Origin of the sequence: Lysinibacillus sp. FSL P2-0066 (assembly GCF_037969495.1) — a bacterium.
Taxonomy (GTDB): Bacteria; Bacillota; Bacilli; order Bacillales_A; family Planococcaceae; genus Lysinibacillus; species Lysinibacillus boronitolerans.
Map to the genome: position 1 here is coordinate 758000 of NZ_CP150202.1, position 14467 is coordinate 772466.

Below are 14467 nucleotides of genomic sequence, written 5' to 3' on the forward strand. Positions count from 1 at the left end.
CAATCACTCAGCTCCAGACAAACGGAATGTTTCGTATGTTGTCCATGAACCATCTTCTAATTGATATAAAAGATGAATGCGATCAATTGTATCTTTTTCATCAACGCCCGTCATGCGTAATTGACCAAAAATGTCATCATGCTCTGAGTCTGTCATTTTTTGAGCGATTGTAATATGTGGAACAAATACATGTTTCATTTCCCCATGAGGGATTTTTTCTTGAAGCTCATGTTGGAATGCTGCTAATTGTTCTGTTGGTTCAATGCGGAAGTAAATCGCATTTGTTGTAGGGAAAAACGAACTAATGCGAGATGCATGAATGTTTAAAGGTGCATATTTGGCAGCAAGTTCATCTAATTGCTTGACGATGGTTTGAATCTCTTCTTCAGACGCATCGAAGCTGTCCTTTAATGTCATATGCGGTGTAATCTTTGCATAATGAGGATCGTATCGTTTACGATAAGTATTCGCTAAATCTTGCAATTTTTTTGATGGAAATGCCACAATACCGTACTTCATAGTCCATTACCTCCCGAAAATAAACAATTTTTCTAATTAAGTATAACAGAAATTTCAGTTTTCGTAATTTGAATCGCTTCATATTAATTGAAATTTTCAATTAATGCACGTCGAAGGTCTGGTTTCCAATATTTCCATGTATGATTACCATCGAACTCGTCATAAAATGTAGTAAACCCTTTATTTATCATGAGATCATGCAATTGACGATTAGGTGTTAAAAAATCTTTGATGGTTTTATCCATTGTCACAACCCGATCCTCGCCTTTGCCTACGATATGGTAAATAGAAATAGATCCTGGATCTTTAAAATTTTCCACGGCCTTTAATACATCAGCATCTACATAAGGTGATTGTAGAATGACTTTGCCAAAGATGCTTGGGTACTTTAAAGCAGCCATTAAGGAAGCAGTAGCAGCCATAGAGTCACCAATTACCCCACGACTCATACCCATTTGGTAAGTGGCATACTCACGATCTAAATACGGTACTAGCTCATGTGCTAAAAAGCGAAGATAGGCTTCATGTTGCTCACCGCTCGGAATATATTTATGACGTCGATCTTTTATGTCTTTGTAAGGAACAAATGCAATAATTAAATTTTCGATTTCATAATCATCAATCAGTTCATCAGCTAGCTTTGTAATACCGCCAAGTTGGAAATAATCTTTACCATCTGATGCGATCAAAATGTTGTATTTATATAGTGGAGAATAATTTGCAGGAACATAAATATAGAGCTGTAATTCTTCCTGTAATGACTCACTGTAAAATGTTAAATCCTGTACTGTTCCCTTATCCAATGATGACACTCCTTCTTGTGTTTGTAACAAAATTGTACCATATTACGTAAGTAAAGGTATAATAGGTTGGGCTAGCATTATACTAGCAATAAAAATCGAAATGAGGGTTAATTATGCATAATAAAAGTATTCGTGTGCACTCTGACGAAGTAGCAAAGGCAGCTCAAGCCGCGTTAATTCGTAGAGGTGTAGCGATAGAGGATATCGCGCAAATTGTTTACGAAATGCAAAAAACCTATAATGAAGGTTTAACACTAGAGCATTGTGTTCATTCTGTTGAACGTGTATTGCGTAAGCGAGAAGTGCAACATGCTTTATTAGTAGGAATTGAGTTAGATGAATTAGCAGAAAAGAAATTATTATCTTCACCACTACAACAAATTATCGAATCAGATGAAGGTTTATTCGGCGTAGACGAAACAATCGCACTAGGATCTGTATTTACATATGGCAGCATTGCCGTTACTACTTTTGGTCACTTAGACAAGCAAAAAATAGGGATTATAAAAAAACTAGATACAGAACCCGGACATCATGTCAACACGTTCTTAGATGATTTGGTTGGTAGTATAGCAGCTTCAGCGGCTTCACGTATTGCACATCGTATGCGTGACCTAGAAGAAGAAGGCGAAACATTCGCTGATATCGAACCTGAAGAGCTAGGACCAAAACCAAAATCACATAATGAAATATAAAATGAGTTTCTTCTATTAAAAAGAGCCTTCTCAAATTTTGAGAAGGCTCTCATGTTGTTGAAAAAAGATAATGTCAAAGGCAGAAAAAGCAACTTTGCAAGGTGAGGGGTTGATTTCCGTTCCGCCAGCGTCCTTTCCAGGGGGCGTCCGATGAGCCGCTTCACTCACTTCCGTTCGCTCCAGGGTCTCAACTGTGACGCTAAATCCCCTTGGAGTGACCTAACTCCACTCCAACCAAAATGTCTTTACTTTTCTCATGCTAGCATAGCAATCAAATAGTCCAATATCTGTATTCTTAGGGGGATGGGATTTTTATTTTCAATATGGAGAAGTGATGCGTGACAACACCTCTCCATAAAAAGTAGTGAAGACCTTTGCTAAAAAGGTAACACTTTTGTAGGTTGGAGTAGAAGGCTACTTGACTCTCATGGAATAGCTAGCCCACAGGAAAGCAAGTAGCCTGCAACGGAAATCCAATTCTTTCAATTGAATGTTTTGTTTTTCAATACTAATAGAGCCTTCTCAAATTTTGAGAAGGCTCTAATTTATATTACTTTTTATCGTTATATGCTTTTACAAATTCTTTTACTTTTTCGCTATCTGCTTGAAGTTTTAAACCAGTATCAATTAATGGAGAGACTGTAGATACAGCTGGTTTTTTATTGCCTTGATAATAGCTAATGAATTCATCTTGGTTAATAGAGTATAGAATTGCTTTACGTAAATCTGCAGAATCAGAAACTGCACGGCCAGATGTATTCATTTGTAGGTAGGACACAGCATTACTATCTGCCGTATTTAATGTTAATTTCGTATCTGATTTGACAATATCCAGTTTCGTTTCTGGTACTGTTTGCAGAACATGAATTTCACCATTACGTAATGCAGATAGGGCACTATCAACATCAGAGATAAAACGAACATTGATTTTAGCAATTTTCGGCTCATATTCGCTGCCAGTACGATATGCAGGGTTTTTCACAAACTGTGCTTCATAATCATTTTTTTTCACCAAAATGTAAGGACCACTTGCATATAGCTGGTTATTGAATGTTGCTGAACCTTCCGTTACAGTAGCTTGATCACCATAGGCAATGTCCTTGTCAGGATTATAACTAGCTACATCATACGTATTAATACTTGTTACTTGTTTTTCAGATACGATACCACCAGATTGGTGTGCTAAGTAATTTAATACTTGTGGGAAAGGTGTAGGTGTTGTAATTTTAACAACTTGGTATGCACCTGATGCATTATTAACAGCACCTTTATCTTTTGCTAATTGCGCTACAGAAGCAGGTAGGTTTTGTGATAATGCTTCTAAAACGGATTGCTCAGAGCCTGCTACTTTTTTATTTTGTAATTCGGATAAATCAGAAACGATTTCGACTGTTTCAATATTTTCATGAATGCTGTAGGTACGATGATCCGGTACTGAATTAGCATCTTTTGCACGGTTTAGTGAGAAGACTACATCCTCAGCCGATACTAATTCACCTGTATCAACAGCTGCACCATCTTTCACAGCAGCAAAATTGATATCATCGCGTAAAATGAAGTAATATTCTTGATTCCCTTCAGCCATTACATGGTTATAAGATAATGAACCATCTGACACAACTTCATCTGTGTCTGTTAAGTTAACAAGACGAACATACATATTCGTGTTTAATGTGTTGATTGAACCATCATTCCCTTTAATGGGATCAAGTGAAGTAAGAGAATTGATTGTTTGGTGCAAAATTAAAGGTTCTGTTGCATTTTTAGATGGATCATTAAATTCGATTTTTTCCCAAACTTGTGCACGAGATTTTGGTAAAAGAACTGTTTTAGGGTTAACAAGTTCAGAGTAGATACCTTGATACTTATTGGAAATATATAAAGGCGCAATATAAGCCTGATCGAATACTAATAATTGCTCTAAATCTTTATATTTAGCTGCAGCTTCTTCACCAGTCAATGTGCTCGCTTCATCAATCAACGCATCAAGTTTTGAATCTGCCACCACACTGTAGTCACCGCCAGTTTTAAATAAACCACGAACAGCATAGTCAGGGTTCCCTGTAACTGTCGTCCAACTTGAAAGAGCAAGATCATAGTTACCTGCTTCTTTTTGAGCAGAGAAAGAACCGTAATCTGGTTGAATGTTAAGTTTTACATCAAAACCATTTTTCACTAATTGGTCACGTACAATGTTCATGTCTTCTTCAGAAGCTGCCATGCCTAATACTTCAATGGCAATCTTGCCATTGCTCTTGTCACTATCTTTTGAATCTTTACTGCCTTCTACGTCAGTTTTTGTTTGTACACAGCCAGCCAAAGCTAGTACTGCAACGAATAAAAATACAAGTAATTTCTTCATAGTTACCTCCGATTAATTTGTTTTTGGATCTAAAGCATCTCGTAAACCATCTCCTAAGAAGTTAAAGGAGAGGACAAGAAGCATAATACAAAGACCTGGGAAAATTGCGACATATGAATGTGTTTCCAGGTACGTACTACCAACTTTTAAAATATTGCCCCATTCGGGAATATGCGGCTCAATACCAAGCCCTAAAAAACTTAAACTACTCGTTGAAATAACAGCTCCACCAATCGTTAATGTTGCTTTCACAATCATTGGTGCTAAAGAATTGGGGACAATGTGCTTGAAAATAATAGCTGCATCAGATGCACCTAAAGCTCTAGCCGATTCTACAAACTCATAATTAGCAAGCTGCATAACATTTGCCCGCATTGTACGGGCATAGGTTGGAATTGCTCCAACACTAAGTGCAATAATAAGATTCACAGTATTAGCACCAAATGCGGCGATAATAGCAATGGCTAACAATATTCCAGGAATGGCATATAAAATATCGAGACTTCGCATGATGATATTATCAGTGGACTTACCGTAATAGCCTGAAAAAGCTCCTAATGCCCCGCCAATAACTGCGGGGATAATCGTGGAGAAAAATCCGACGATTAACGATATTTGTGCCCCGAATACTATACGAGAAAATAAGTCTCGGCCATAATTATCTGTACCTAATGGGTATTCTAATGTCGGTGTTTGTAGCAATGCTCCATAATTATTTTCCGTAGCGAAATCATAGTCGAAAGTCCAAGAGCTTGTAACGGACAATGAGAACATGAAAATGATAAAGAATAAACCGAATACAGCCATCGTATTGCGTAAAATCTTCTCCCATATTTTTTGCCATTTCTCAATAGAAGATGGATTTGCCTTTCGAGCCTTTTGAATAAGGCTATATCCTAGTAAAGTCGCAAATAGATTACCAGTGAAAGTCGCCAATAGTAGGACAATACCTGGAATGAGCATCCATTTAGGTGCCTCAGTTGCTGTGACGTATTTTGTACATAAAATGGCCATCACGATATAAAGAAGTGAGAGTACTAAGAAAACGCCCATTGCCAGTAAAAAGGTATCTGTTACATATGGCTTAAATAAATTTAATGCTGCAATACCTAAGATGAATAGTTGTGTTATAAAGGCATAGGCAGCAAAAGTATATTCTGCAGTCTTTCTTTTTGACACAAGCATAAATGCAAAGGATGTCGAAAAAATATTGCCTGACAGTATCGTTATTAAAAGGGGATAGCCAAACATTCGAGTGCTTTTTTGAATGTCACCATACTTGGCTAAATCCTTTTTAATTCGCAAATTCACGAAGGCAACATATGCCGTGGTAATGGCATAAATAATAAAAAAGAGCAGAACAACAGGTCGCCAGCTATTGCTGGAAAAATTATAGCTATAGGCTAGAAATAGTAAAGAAAACAGTAAGGAAAAGACAAAGGTAAAATGAGAATTGACATATTCCTGTGTAATCTTCAAGAGTAGTTTGACATGTAAGATGTTTTTCACAGGCGATCCTCCTTTAAGACTTCTTCATTTTCGAGCGAATGCGTGGATCAAAAAAGGCATACATGATATCAATGAATAAATTGACAATTGAAATGGTGATGGCGATATAAACAACGCCCCCAAGAATGGCCGGAATATCAGGGATAAATTGTTTATCGACGATATAGCTACCTATCCCACTAATGTTGAATACCTTTTCTGTTACAGATGCGCCTCCCAACATACCTCCAAAAAGAAGTCCAATCACCGTAATAATCGGAATCATAGCATTGCGAATGGCATGTTTTGAAATCACTTTGAATTCATTTAAGCCCTTTGCTTTTGCTGTAATAATGTAATCCTCATGAATCACCTCAAGCATACTTGACCTTGTCATCCTAGCAATAGATGCCGTAATGGATGTTCCCAAAACGACAATTGGCATGATGAGCGATAGCCAATTATGAGGGTTATAGGTAGCTGGAAACCATTGTAGCTTTAAAGCAAATGTCAAAATAAAAATTAAACCTTGCCAAAAGCTCGGAATGGATAAACCGATTAAAGCAATAAACATAAATGTATAATCCAAATATGAATTTGGACGAACAGCTGAAATAATACCGACTGGAATGGCAATAGCAATAGCCATTAGCAACGACAATACGGCGATTTCAAGAGTGACAGGAAATTTAGTAGCAATGCTGTGTGTGATATCTTCTTTACCTGCAAAGGATGTACCTAAATCAAATGTAAATAGACCAGATAATGCGTTCCATAGCTGTGATAAATAAGGTTGATCTAAACCATGAATGCGATTAAAGTTCACTATTTGCTCGGGTGTTGCTTCAACTCCGAGTAGATTTCTTGCTGGATCAAATGGTGATAAATATAAAATGGTAAACACTAATGTAGCCACACCAACAATTACAATAAAGCTTTGTAAAATACGTTCAATGATAAATTGCAGAAATGGATTCGCAAATAAGATAAGTACTACATAAAATAAAACAGCTGGTAGAAAGGTAAGAGCCACAAAACGTTTGTTAGTTAATTGCTGATTAAAAAATTGGTCATAGGATAGTTGTTGTATGCCCTCTTTTTGTAAATCCTGATCCACTTGCTGTTGGAGTTTTCTTTGAGCTAATTGCTTGGCTGTGGACTGAATTTGTGACTCCAATACAGCCTCTTTAAAAAATGTAGCTTTTGCAATTTCTTGTTGCCCAAATTCCTTTTGCCATTGGGCTACCAATCCATGCTCTATATAGTACTGACTACGCAATGCAAAAGCCTGATCATAAGTGTTTGAATGATTTCTTTTCCGATAGATAAAGTATGTAAAAGGGTGGACTAAAATACTAAAAAGAAAAAGAAGTAGATGATAAGGCTTTTGATGCACTAGTTTTTGATAAACCGTAGAAAAGAAAATAAATTTCTCGGGTTTTAAATAAATTTTTGAAGTAACCATGCATTTCCTCCAAACGTAAATAAAATATTCAGCATTATATTGTATAATTCCTATCAGTATTGTAAAGTATGGATTATACTTGAAAGTAAGTCAATCACAAATTTTAAAAAGGATGGGTCGAATGAGTGAAAAGCTTTTAGAAATCAATAATCTTCGCGTATCCTTTATCACAGGGGAGACAGAATTTGAAGCCGTTAAGGACGTTAGCTTCCATCTAAATAAAGGTGAAACACTCGGAATTGTAGGAGAGTCTGGTAGCGGGAAAAGTGTAACGGCTCGCTCCATTATGCGTTTATTACCATCGCCACCTTCATTTTTGAAATCTGGCACTATTGTGTTTAAAGGGCAAGAACTCACTGAATTTAGTGAAAAACAAATGGAAGGGATACGTGGACAAGATATTAGTATGATTTTCCAAGATCCAATGACATCCACAAACCCTACTATACGAATAGGTGATCAAGTGGCTGAAAGTTTAATCAAGCATCAGTCAATGTCAAAAACTGAAGCCTATCAACAAACAATAGAATTATTAAAACTGGTTGGTATTAGAGACGCAGAAGAACGGTATCGACAATACCCTCATGAATTTTCAGGTGGTATGCGTCAACGCGTAATGATTGCAATGGCGCTTGCTTGTAATCCCTCGCTGCTTATTGCAGATGAACCAACAACAGCATTGGACGTTACGATTCAAGCTCAAATCCTAAAATTAATGCGCGATATGCAAAAGAAAATGGGAACGTCTATTATTTTAATTACACACGATTTAGGTGTAGTTGCAGGTATGTGTGATCGCATCATCGTGATGAAAGAAGGAGAAATAGTTGAACAGGGCACAACAGAAGAAATTTTTGCAAATGCCCAGCATCCGTATACCCAGAAATTATTAAATGCGTTACCAAAGCTGCATGAGAAAAAGCAGCCAAAAGAGATTGCTACAATTCAGCCAGGTATCGATCGACATAAGCCGTTAATCGAAGTAACCCATCTGTCCAAAGAATTTCCATTAGGCCGTGGTCAAACGTTGAAAGCAGTGAACGATTTATCATTCTATATATATCCTGGTGAAACATTGGGCTTGGTTGGTGAATCTGGTTCAGGTAAATCGACTACAGGTAGGACGATTCTTCAGCTTCATCAGCCTACAAATGGAGAGGTACTATATCAAGGAATACCTGTAACAAGGTTATCGAAAAAACAGCTAAAGGCAATGCGTCGCCATATGCAAATTATTTTCCAAGATCCCTATTCATCGTTAAATCCTCGCAAAAAAATCTTAGACATTATTGGCGAGGCTCTTGATATTCATGGTCTGGTGAGGACACATGAAGAGAGGCGACAACGGGTAGAGGAATTGCTTGAACTTGTCGGTTTGAAGAAAGAGCATGCCATGCGGTATCCTCATGAATTTTCAGGAGGTCAGCGTCAACGAATCGGTATTGCGAGAGCGTTAGCAGTTGAGCCAAACTTTATTGTTTGTGATGAACCATTATCAGCACTGGATGTTTCCATTCAAAGGCAGATTGTTGATTTATTAAAAGAATTACAACAAAAGCTTGGATTGACGTATTTATTTATTGCTCATGATTTATCCATGGTGAAGCATATCAGCGATCGTGTAGCCGTTATGTATGGTGGGAAGATTGTAGAACTGGCAGAAAGTGAAGAGCTATATGCTAACCCACAACATCCATATACACGTGCATTATTACGCTCCATTCCTATTCCAGATCCTGCAATAGAGAAACAGAAGTATAGTGAGGCTGAACATGCAGAAGATGTGAAAATACGTTATGAGGTAGAAAATAGTCAACTAGTAGAGGTTTCTCCTAATCATTGGGTAGCTGTGACTCGATGATAGCTTGAATGTAGTAGCTTGATATTTTACAATAGAAACATCGTGTAACTTGTTATCTTCGTGATAATGAGGTACACACCTTATACGAACCGCTCGTATAAGAAATGATGATTAGTTGTGAGGGGCCTACTACATGAAAATGCAAGATATAAAAACATTAATAACAAGTGGTACGATTATTTTGGCTGTAGCATTGTACATGATATTTGGCAGATCACCTGCGGAAGATCAAGATACTAAATCAGTTACAGATCAGCAAGGTACTATATCCATTGAACAGGTGGAAGAAAAAACAGGAAATAAACGCTTTGAGCTAGACTATATTAAAGCATATGATGGAGATACGATTCAGGCGACAATTAATGGTGAGAAACGAAAAATTCGTCTGTTAATGGTGGATACACCTGAAATGAATTACAACAAAGGTGGCGCCCAACCATATGCTGAACAAGCAAAAGAGTATACGATCAATTTAATGGAAAAGGCTAAAAAAATTGAAGCGGTCTATGATGTTGGACCAGAAACAGACAATTATGATCGTCTTCTAGCCTATGTGTTTGTAGATGATGTATTATTGCAAGAATCTTTATTAAACGAAGGACTTGCAGTTGTACGTTATATTCATAAGCCAAACAACACATTCGAAGATGCCTTTAGAGCTATTCAACAAAAAGCTCAGAATGCAAAATTAAATATTTGGTCACATGATGACTACTTCCAAAACGATGGTTTCCATCCTGAAGTAGTTCAATAATCTACCCCTTTACTATACGCTTTTTAAAGGATAATTTTTTAATAGCTGCTAGGCAGTAGCTTCTATGTTGAAATATGACGATTTCATTCGCAGAAACTTTTGACAAGGTGAGAGGGCGTCCGATAAGCCGTACACTCAAAATATTGGAATTAAAAATCTAATGTTGGGGTGCTAGTTCATAATTACGCTCCTGAACCTCCTCATTTTTGGGAACGTTAAAAATTGTAGACGGCTCATTCTATTATAGAATGAGCCGTCTACAGTCTGAATCCATTTACTAATGAGTAGTAAATGGATTCTCTTTTTATGCATCCACATCTTTCGTCCATTCGGCTACTTTATCTGGATTGTTATCAATCCATTTTTTCGCAGCTTCTGTGGCACTCATACCTTCCATAATATCAAACATTACACTTTCTATATCGTCGGCACTCCAGTTGAAACGGTCAAGGACACGATAGGCTTCAGGGGCATCCTCTTTTAAACCATTTCGCGCAAAAGTGCCAATATATTCTTCTGCTCCATATAAGCCTTTCGGGTCATCTAAATACTTTAAATCATAGGCATTAAAGATCCAGTGTGGTGACCAGCCTGTAATGATGATTTCTTCATTATTGGAAATGGCTTGGCTAAGGGCTGCGGTCATTGCACCAGCAGACGAGGTCAATACATTCCAACCTTCCAGATTCTTATATTCCTTATAGGCATTTTCAGTCGTAGCCATCATATTGGCTCCTGGTTCTATCCCAGTAATGGTTTGATTAGCTTGGTTTGTTAAATCTTCAATAGAATCGACATCCATATAACTTGGAACGACTAAACCAATCTTAGCACCCGTTAGATTTTCACCTAAATTCTCTATTTTATCTTTGTATTTCTCTACTTGTGGGGCATGTGTTTGCGGTAACCAGGCAGATACCATACCGTCTACCTCTCCGTTTGCAAGTGCCTCCCACATGATCCCATTGTCTAAAGGCGTCAATGTTACCTTATATCCTAATTCCTCTAATACTTGTCCTACTACATGTGTAGAAGCAACCTCAGTATCCCATTCAACATATGCTAAATTGATTTCACCTTTATCATTATTCTTTGTATCCTCTTTTTCTGAACCACATGCAGTTAACACTAAAATGCATATAAATACTATACCTATTTTCAATAATTTTATGATTCTCATATTACATCTCCTTTCTATTATTTCTTACATATAAGTAAATATATTTACAAGTAACAACTTAATTTTATAAACAAGTTGTTACTTTTGTCAAATTGATGGTTTATTCAAACAGTCGAAAAAGATGGTAAATAGTCAACTAAACTTTCCTGTGCCCATAAATTTTTTTATTGGTGACATACGATAGGTGAAAATGGAGAGATGGAGATTTGAGGAGGCTTAGTATGCATTGGATTACAATTATTCTAATAGGAATTGCTGCGAATTTAGATAACTTGGGGATTGGCCTAGCTTATGGCGTCAAACAAGTTAAAATCCCGATTTTATCGAATGCTGTGATTGCGATTATGTCGATGATTGTCACATATGTCGCAGTAACAGCAGGTAGCACAGTTGTTGAGTATATTTCACCGCATACTGCCAATTTATTAGGGAGTTTACTACTGTGTGTAATTGGTCTATGGACTTTGATGTCCAATAATCTTTCTAATCAGCGGATAGCAAGAAATCCTGAATTATTTGATGAAGATAAAAATCTAGTGATTTCAACAAGAGAAGCAATGGCACTAGGCTTCGTATTGTCAGCGAACTGTTTAGCAGGGGGTATTGCAATAGGCGCAAATGGCATCTCGGCCCTTTGGACAGTTATTTCCATCGGGGTATTTTCCTTTATCACAGTTGGGGTGGGAAGTAGATGTGGCTCTTTACTAGGAAAAACGTTTATTGGCAGGCATTCTACTGCAATATCAGGATGGCTACTAATTATGATTGGTATTTTTGAGATTTTTGCAAAATAATATATGCTGTGCTAAATATCACCAAATTTTGGTGATATTCTTTTTGTTAGGAGGGAAATTTGACATATTGAGGTCGAATTTGGATTAGTGTTGACATACACTGGTAGAGGAACCTATACGACCACAATTTCATGATTTATTAGCGATTAATATAGCAATAGGTAAAATTTTGAAGTTATCTCCATCTTTTCCCCTGCTCCACACCCAACGTGCAGCTTTCACCGCATTAGGCGTTCCATCTTATCCTTTTAGACTAAAGCAACTAAATTACATTTCTTACGAAATTGGTTTAATTTCTCCAATTGTTTACCATCCAATTGGAGAAGGCTCTTATATCGTTCAATCGTTTCTGTTTCTGTAGCATGGATTAGTTTATGAACATTCCTATGCACTATTACGAGATTCTTGAATTCATCTGAACCTCCCATATGGCGAGGGATTCTGTGATGACAATGGACTTCTTCAGCTACTAAGAATTCTCCTGTTATCGCACATTTCCCTGATTGCATGGAGTATCTTGAAATTCGGTTATCAGCGTATTCAAGGTTATCGTTATAGAAGATTGTTTTTAACAGTCTATTTATTTGAATAACTACATCGTTCTTTAACTGTTTATGTAGCTTTAACCTTCCTTCTTTCGTATAGTTGCATAAATCTTGACTAAAATTTTTACAGTTCACAGATTTTATGTCCGCTAAAGGAAAAAGGTGGATACCAGCAATTTCAAATGTCTTGAAATTACCTTTGTTAAACCTTTTAAATGTTTCTGACGGTCGTATAGGTATTCCGTATTTTCCAATAGATTTGATTCGATTGTATAAGGTTCGAGAGAGCCGATAGGCTATCTTTGTAAAGTCAATGTTCACATGCGTTGCAAACTTGTAATAGTTTTTAATACCGAGAATATATACGTTATAACTTGTAGCCGTTTTAGCTGTTGGACTTTTTTGGATTTCATGAATTAACTTTCTAGCTTTTTGTAGAATTGTTTTCATTTTATTATCCATAACATGCGTGTTAGCTACATATTTCTTTCGCTTCCTTACTACTTTGATGGAGAATCCTAGGAAATCGGATGCCTTTTTTCTTAAATTAGTAATCTGTGATTTTTCATTTGATATGTCAAGATGTAATTGATACTTGAGATAACCCTTAACTGCATGATAGATTTTGATGGCGTTTTTATGGGAATTTGTGAATATCTTGAAGTCATCTGCATATCTCACAATATACATTTCCTTTAAGGTGGTTGTTTTCTTAATCATTCTAACTTTGATTTTTTTTTCTTTATATTTGAATTTGGTCTTCATATTTTCCCATTGGTTACTAATCCACCAATCTAATTCATTTAATACAATATTGGATAGGAGAGGTGAAAGAATCCCTCCTTGCGGAGTCCCCTTGGTTGGTATTCCTATACCTTTTATTGGGGCTTTAAGCATTTTTGACACTACATTTAGTACCCTTTTGTCACAAATTCCTATACTGTACATTTGTTTTAACAGCTTTGAGTGGCTTACATTGTCAAAGAAACCTTGAATATCTATGTCTACTACGTGATGATTGTTTGTAAGATTAGCAAGGTGTTGGCATCTTGCCATTGCATGATGAGTTGACCTATTTGGTCTAAAACCATACGAATGATTATAGAACCTAGCCTCACAGATGGGTTCTAGTATTTGTTTAAACATTTGTTGTATTAATCTATCTCTCATGGTTGGGATACCTAATGGTCTAGTTTTCCCATTTGGTTTTGGTATTTCTACTCTTTTAACCGTTTGAGGTTTATAGTTTTTTAATGCTTTTCTTATTTCATCAACAAAAGTTTCAACATCTTCTATTTTATATTGCTCAATGGTGATACCATCTGTACCAGAAGTTTTTGAGCCTGTGTTAGCCTTGATATTGCGATAGGCTAATAGAATATTATTTTTGGATATGATATGTTCGTATAAATTTAAACCTTTAGTTGCATTATTCTTACTTCTTTCGTAAAGGTCGTCATATATACATTGCATATCATAATATTCTGCATGTCGTAGTGTTGTACTCACCGATGGTGTGTCGCCCCTTTCATAAGAAAAGTCCCATCATCTTACTCGACCTTGTGAGTTTCATTTAGTTGTTTTAGTTTTCAAAGAACAAGACTTGGGGCTATCCCTCTACGGTCGTTACTCGCTTCATCGGTACTGTACCCCTACTTTCACAAGGATAAAGAAATTTCGGCATATGCCTTATGTCCACCATCCCGATAATAGGCGTTTGAATGGATGTTCCTTGCTTACAACGTTCCGATTAACCTAGCTGTACATATATCCTTAGGTGCTTACTATGAACCTGTTCATTTATACTCTCATTGTCGAGTATCTCGAATTTCCTAATGAGGATTTGTACTCTTCGATAATGAACCCTGCTTGTGCAGTTTATCCTTTTCAGAAATAATACAATTTTAGACCCGTACGTTCGCAAGTTTGTCAGCCCTGAAGGGCATTCTCACCTTAGACATTTTGTAGCATCCCGACCTATCAAGAACCCTATTCTTTCTG

11 protein-coding genes are annotated in these 14467 nt (G+C 36.7%); 4 read left to right on the plus strand and 7 right to left on the minus strand.

What is annotated here, in order from left to right; all coding sequences use genetic code 11:
- Nucleotides 1-3: 3 nt before the first annotated feature.
- Together MKZ14_RS03600 and MKZ14_RS03605 are read right to left on the minus strand one after the other, a co-directional pair.
- Nucleotides 4-519, minus strand: a complete 516-nt coding sequence (locus tag MKZ14_RS03600) for a YjcG family protein (RefSeq protein ID WP_036076666.1) — start codon at nucleotides 517-519, stop codon at nucleotides 4-6.
- Between the two features lie 83 nt (nucleotides 520-602).
- Nucleotides 603-1322, minus strand: coding sequence for an alpha/beta hydrolase-fold protein (locus tag MKZ14_RS03605; RefSeq protein WP_016992695.1), 720 nt, complete (start codon nucleotides 1320-1322; stop codon nucleotides 603-605).
- A 113-nt stretch (nucleotides 1323-1435) separates the two neighbouring features.
- On the opposite strand from MKZ14_RS03605, the gene MKZ14_RS03610 reads away from it, so the two are divergent.
- Nucleotides 1436-2017 (plus strand): phosphatidylglycerophosphatase A, encoded by a 582-nt coding sequence (locus MKZ14_RS03610; RefSeq protein WP_054549790.1) that lies wholly within the window; start codon nucleotides 1436-1438, stop codon nucleotides 2015-2017.
- Nucleotides 2018-2567: 550 nt separating this feature from the next.
- On the opposite strand, the gene MKZ14_RS03615 is transcribed toward MKZ14_RS03610, so the two are convergent.
- The 3 genes from MKZ14_RS03615 to MKZ14_RS03625 are packed head-to-tail and all read right to left on the minus strand — an operon-like array spanning nucleotide 2568 to nucleotide 7332.
- Entirely contained in the window at nucleotides 2568-4379 is a 1812-nt protein-coding gene (locus tag MKZ14_RS03615) for an ABC transporter substrate-binding protein (protein WP_258860670.1), read from the minus strand.
- A 12-nt stretch (nucleotides 4380-4391) separates the two neighbouring features.
- On the minus strand, nucleotides 4392-5888 hold the full coding sequence (locus tag MKZ14_RS03620; protein ID WP_036075252.1) for an ABC transporter permease: 1497 nt from the start codon (nucleotides 5886-5888) through the stop codon (nucleotides 4392-4394).
- A 13-nt stretch (nucleotides 5889-5901) separates the two neighbouring features.
- Nucleotides 5902-7332 carry an ABC transporter permease gene (locus MKZ14_RS03625; RefSeq protein WP_036075250.1) on the minus strand — a complete coding sequence of 477 codons (1431 nt, stop codon included), beginning with the start codon at nucleotides 7330-7332 and terminating at the stop codon, nucleotides 5902-5904.
- A 121-nt stretch (nucleotides 7333-7453) separates the two neighbouring features.
- On the opposite strand from MKZ14_RS03625, the gene MKZ14_RS03630 reads away from it, so the two are divergent.
- Together MKZ14_RS03630 and MKZ14_RS03635 are read left to right on the plus strand one after the other, a co-directional pair.
- Nucleotides 7454-9193 (plus strand): ABC transporter ATP-binding protein, encoded by a 1740-nt coding sequence (locus tag MKZ14_RS03630; RefSeq protein ID WP_016995590.1) that lies wholly within the window; start codon nucleotides 7454-7456, stop codon nucleotides 9191-9193.
- 133 nt (nucleotides 9194-9326) lie between these two features.
- Nucleotides 9327-9947 carry a thermonuclease family protein gene (locus tag MKZ14_RS03635; RefSeq protein ID WP_016995589.1) on the plus strand — a complete coding sequence of 207 codons (621 nt, stop codon included), beginning with the start codon at nucleotides 9327-9329 and terminating at the stop codon, nucleotides 9945-9947.
- Nucleotides 9948-10251: 304 nt separating this feature from the next.
- On the opposite strand, the gene MKZ14_RS03640 is transcribed toward MKZ14_RS03635, so the two are convergent.
- Nucleotides 10252-11127, minus strand: a complete 876-nt coding sequence (locus MKZ14_RS03640) for a glycine betaine ABC transporter substrate-binding protein (protein WP_016995482.1) — start codon at nucleotides 11125-11127, stop codon at nucleotides 10252-10254.
- Between the two features lie 221 nt (nucleotides 11128-11348).
- Here MKZ14_RS03640 and MKZ14_RS03645 point away from each other — a divergent pair, with 221 nt between their 5' ends.
- Nucleotides 11349-11921 (plus strand): manganese efflux pump, encoded by a 573-nt coding sequence (locus tag MKZ14_RS03645; protein WP_016995481.1) that lies wholly within the window; start codon nucleotides 11349-11351, stop codon nucleotides 11919-11921.
- 248 nt (nucleotides 11922-12169) lie between these two features.
- Here the strand turns inward: MKZ14_RS03645 and ltrA are convergent, their stop codons facing one another.
- Entirely contained in the window at nucleotides 12170-13975 is a 1806-nt protein-coding gene (gene ltrA, locus MKZ14_RS03650) for a group II intron reverse transcriptase/maturase (RefSeq protein WP_333006239.1), read from the minus strand.
- Between the last annotated feature and the right edge of the window lie 492 nt (nucleotides 13976-14467).

Coding starts and splice junctions, on each gene's coding strand:
- MKZ14_RS03610 (WP_054549790.1), top strand. CDS start 1,436: ATGCATAATAAAAGTATTCGTGTGCACTCTGACGAAGTAGCAAAGGCA.
- MKZ14_RS03615 (WP_258860670.1), bottom strand. CDS start 4,379: ATGAAGAAATTACTTGTATTTTTATTCGTTGCAGTACTAGCTTTGGCT.
- MKZ14_RS03645 (WP_016995481.1), top strand. CDS start 11,349: ATGCATTGGATTACAATTATTCTAATAGGAATTGCTGCGAATTTAGAT.
- MKZ14_RS03630 (WP_016995590.1), top strand. CDS start 7,454: ATGAGTGAAAAGCTTTTAGAAATCAATAATCTTCGCGTATCCTTTATC.
- MKZ14_RS03635 (WP_016995589.1), top strand. CDS start 9,327: ATGAAAATGCAAGATATAAAAACATTAATAACAAGTGGTACGATTATT.
- MKZ14_RS03600 (WP_036076666.1), bottom strand. CDS start 519: ATGAAGTACGGTATTGTGGCATTTCCATCAAAAAAATTGCAAGATTTA.
- MKZ14_RS03625 (WP_036075250.1), bottom strand. CDS start 7,332: ATGGTTACTTCAAAAATTTATTTAAAACCCGAGAAATTTATTTTCTTT.
- MKZ14_RS03640 (WP_016995482.1), bottom strand. CDS start 11,127: ATGAGAATCATAAAATTATTGAAAATAGGTATAGTATTTATATGCATT.